Raw genomic sequence first — 3431 nt, 5'->3', positions numbered from 1 at the left:
GTCGATCACATTTACAACGCCGATCTGTTCGCACAGGTGCGGGCGTTTAATGAGCGGGGATTCGCGGTGGAGGATTGGGGCGACCCGGCGGCGGCCGACTGGCTGCGCGCCCAGGGGGTCACTCACGTGTTCGTCGGGCAGCGCGGCGGCTACTTCGATCCGGCGGAGCTTAGCCGCAACCCGTCATTGGAGTTGGTCTATCGAGGTGGTGGGGCGTTCGTCTTCGCTCTGACTGCGGCTCCGTAGGGAGCTATGCCTCGATAGCGACGCCTGTCGCTTGGTCTATCCAAACTCCTGCTTTTTCTGCCGCATCAACACCGACTCCACGACGCCGATGGCCAGAAACAGGGTGATGAGCGAGCTGCCGCCGTAGCTGACGAAGGGCAGCGTCAGACCGGTGACGGGCAGCACGCGCACGTTCATGCCCACGTTGACGGCGGTCTGGAAGAAGAGGATGGCGGCGATGCCGGCGCAGATGAGCTTGCCAGCCGGATCGGGACTGAGGGCCGCCGCGCGCAGGATGCGCAGCAGGATCACCCCCATGAGACCCAGAACGACGGCCGAGCCCAGGAAAAGGCCCATCTCTTCTGTAATGACCGAGAAGATGAAGTCAGTGTGCTGGGCGCGCAGAAAGCCCAACTGGCTCTGCGTGCCCTGGAAGTACCCCTTGCCCCAAAAGCCGCCGGAGCCGATGCTGATCTCGGCCTGGTCGACGTTGAACACGTCGTCCTCGTTGGCCTCTTCAGGGTTCAGGAAGGTGGTGATACGGTCGCGCTGGTAGTCGGCCATCAGGGGGAAGATTGCCACCAGGCTGATGACGCCGATCAGCCCGAGCGCCATGAAGTGCGACAGCGGCAGCCCGGCCAGCCAGATCATGATGAACCAGATGAACATGAACAGAATGGTCATGCCCAGGTTAGGCTGAATGAAGATGAGGCCGACGGGGATGGCGAAGTAGGCCAGCGATACGAGCGTATTGGAGAAGCGGCCGATGACGTGTCGCCGGTTAGCCAGGAATTGGGCGAAGGTGATGGTGATGAAGATGCGGCCGAACTCCGATGGCTGAATCTGGAAGGACGGGGTGATCTGGATCCAGCGCCGGGCGTCGTTGTTCACCTGACCCATGACCACCACCGCCACCAGCAGCGCGACCAATAGCAGATAGATGTACCAGTGGCCGGAGGTCAGGACGCGGTAGTCGATGGCCGCCGTCGCCAACAGGATAGCGATGCCCAGCCCGGCCCAGATCATCTGCTGTTGGGGATAAGTCTGGAAGGCGGGCGCGCCGGTGATGGCGCTGCGGATCATCAGAATGCCATAAGCGGTCAGCAGCAGGACGGCCGCCAATAGCCACACGTCGAAATAGCGCCACACGGAGGTCTTCGCCAGCATACTCACCTATTCTAGCGCCGCCGTCGGCGCGGGCGAATCCTCTCATATAGGGGACATGAAACGGAACGCCACAATCGGTTGATAGCCGGCCTCACCACCACTATAATGGCGGGTCGCGCCGGATGCGTCTGGCGCGCCTGACCGGAGTTTTGTGACCGTTCGATGGAGATCAACTGCCGGAGGTCAACCGCTTATGGCCGAAATCACCATTCGTGGAGCGCGGCTCCACAACCTCAAGAACGTCTCTCTCTCGATGCCCAAGAATCAGTTCATCGTCTTCACCGGCCTCTCAGGCTCTGGCAAGTCAACCATGGCCTTCGACACGCTGCACAAGGAGGGCCAGCGCCAATACCTGGAATCGCTGGGCCTGGCGACCTTTGAGAGCCGCCCACCTCTGGACAGCATCACCGGCCTGTCGCCCACCATCAGCGTCGACCAGCGCAACAGCAACCGCTCGCCGCGCTCCACCGTAGGCACGGCCACCGAGGTCTACACCTACCTCCGCATACTATTCGCCCGCGCCGGCCACCGCCCCTGCCCGGTGTGCGGCGCGAACGTGCCGCCCCAGCACGAAGCGGACGAGGCGACGGACAACGAGTGGCCCACAGACGAGGACGATGATCTGGAGAGCTTCACGTCTTGCCCCACCTGCGGCGCGTCGCTGCCCGAGTGGGGCATGGCCTTCTTCTCCTTCAACAAGCCGGCCGGGGCGTGCCCGACCTGCACCGGGCTGGGGACGGTCTACACCCCCGACTTGCCGCGTATCCTGGACGAGGCCAAGAGTCTGGCCGAAGGCGGCGTGCTGGCCTGGGATTCGCGCATGGTCTCTTACCACGTCGGGATCTTGCGCGCCGCCGGCCAATACTATGGCTTTGACTTCGACCCGGCCGCGCCTATCGCCTCGTTGAGTCCAGCCCAGCGCGACCTGCTGCTCTATGGCGCGGAAAGCTCGGAGTTCCGCCGCCATTACCCGGAGAGCGCGCCGCCCGATACCGTCAGCAAGGGGCGCTTCGAGGGCGTGATCACCAACCTGCTGCGCCGCCACGCTGAACGGGTCACTACTCGCGCCGCCGACGGCGATGGCGACTACCTGGACAAGCTGGAACGCCTGCTGGTGCTGCAAGAGTGTCCCGAGTGTGGCGGTACGCGCCTGCGCCCGGAGGCCCGCGCCGTGCGCGTGGCCGGCCACCATATCGTCGAGCTTTCGCGCCTGCCACTGAGTGCGTTGGCGGAGTGGATCGCCACGCTGCAAACAGCCCTGCCCACCGAAGAATGGCTGATCGCCGAGCCGATTGTGGCTGACCTGCGGGAGCGGGTGCGCCGGCTGGTCGAGGTTGGGCTGGGCTACCTGACGCTGGAGCGAGCCACGCCCTCGCTCTCGGCCGGCGAGGCGCGGCGGCTGCGTCTGGCCGCCCTGCTCGGCTCCGGGCTGACGGGCGTGCTCTACGTCCTGGATGAACCGACCATCGGGCTGCATACGCGCGACAACCCGCGGCTCATCAAGATGCTGCGCGCCCTGCGCGATCTGGAAAACACGGTGCTGGTCATTGAGCACGACATGGAGTTTGTCGCCGCCGCCGACTGGATCGTGGACTTCGGCCCCGGCGCGGGGCGGCTCGGCGGGCAGATCGTGGCCGAAGGCCCGCCCGACGCCGTGGCCGGGACGCCCGCCTCGATCACCGGCCAATATCTCGCCGGGACGGCGCGCATTGCCGTCCCCACCGCCCGCCGCCCTGCCAGCGGCGAAGGGCTGACCATCCGCGGCGCGCGCGAACACAACCTGAAAGGCATCACCGCCTTCTTGCCGGCGCGCGCACTGACGGCCGTCACCGGCGTCTCCGGCTCGGGCAAGTCGTCGCTGATGTTCGACATCCTCGACCGGGCCGCCCGCCAGCGCTTCTACGGCGCGTCCACCCCGCCCGGCGCGCACGACGGCATCGACGGCTGGGAGCGTTTCGACAAGGTCATCACCATCGACCAGGCCCCCATCGGCCGCTCCACCCGCTCCAACGCCGCCACCTACACCGACGCCTTCACCC

The 3431-nt window shown here is 65.7% G+C and carries 3 protein-coding genes; 2 read left to right on the top strand and 1 reads right to left on the bottom strand.

Going from position 1 to position 3431, the window contains the following annotated elements:
* A partial coding sequence (locus ACE3UY_RS07145; protein ID WP_374686854.1) for a hypothetical protein occupies nucleotides 1-246 on the top strand: 246 nt, incomplete at its 5' end.
* 36 nt (nucleotides 247-282) lie between these two features.
* On the opposite strand, the gene rodA is transcribed toward ACE3UY_RS07145, so the two are convergent.
* A complete protein-coding gene (gene rodA, locus ACE3UY_RS07140) occupies nucleotides 283-1392 on the bottom strand; it encodes a rod shape-determining protein RodA (RefSeq protein ID WP_374686853.1) in 1110 nt (369 codons plus the stop codon).
* A 193-nt stretch (nucleotides 1393-1585) separates the two neighbouring features.
* On the opposite strand from rodA, the gene uvrA reads away from it, so the two are divergent.
* Nucleotides 1586-3431, top strand: a 1846-nt coding sequence (uvrA, locus tag ACE3UY_RS07135) for an ABC-ATPase UvrA (protein ID WP_374686852.1), incomplete at its 3' end; no start/stop codon positions are given.

Origin of the sequence: Promineifilum sp. (SeqCode) (assembly GCF_041918635.1) — a bacterium.
In the GTDB taxonomy this organism is placed as follows: Bacteria; Chloroflexota; Anaerolineae; order Promineifilales; family Promineifilaceae; genus Promineifilum.
This window is presented reverse-complemented; position numbering and strand designations above follow the sequence as displayed.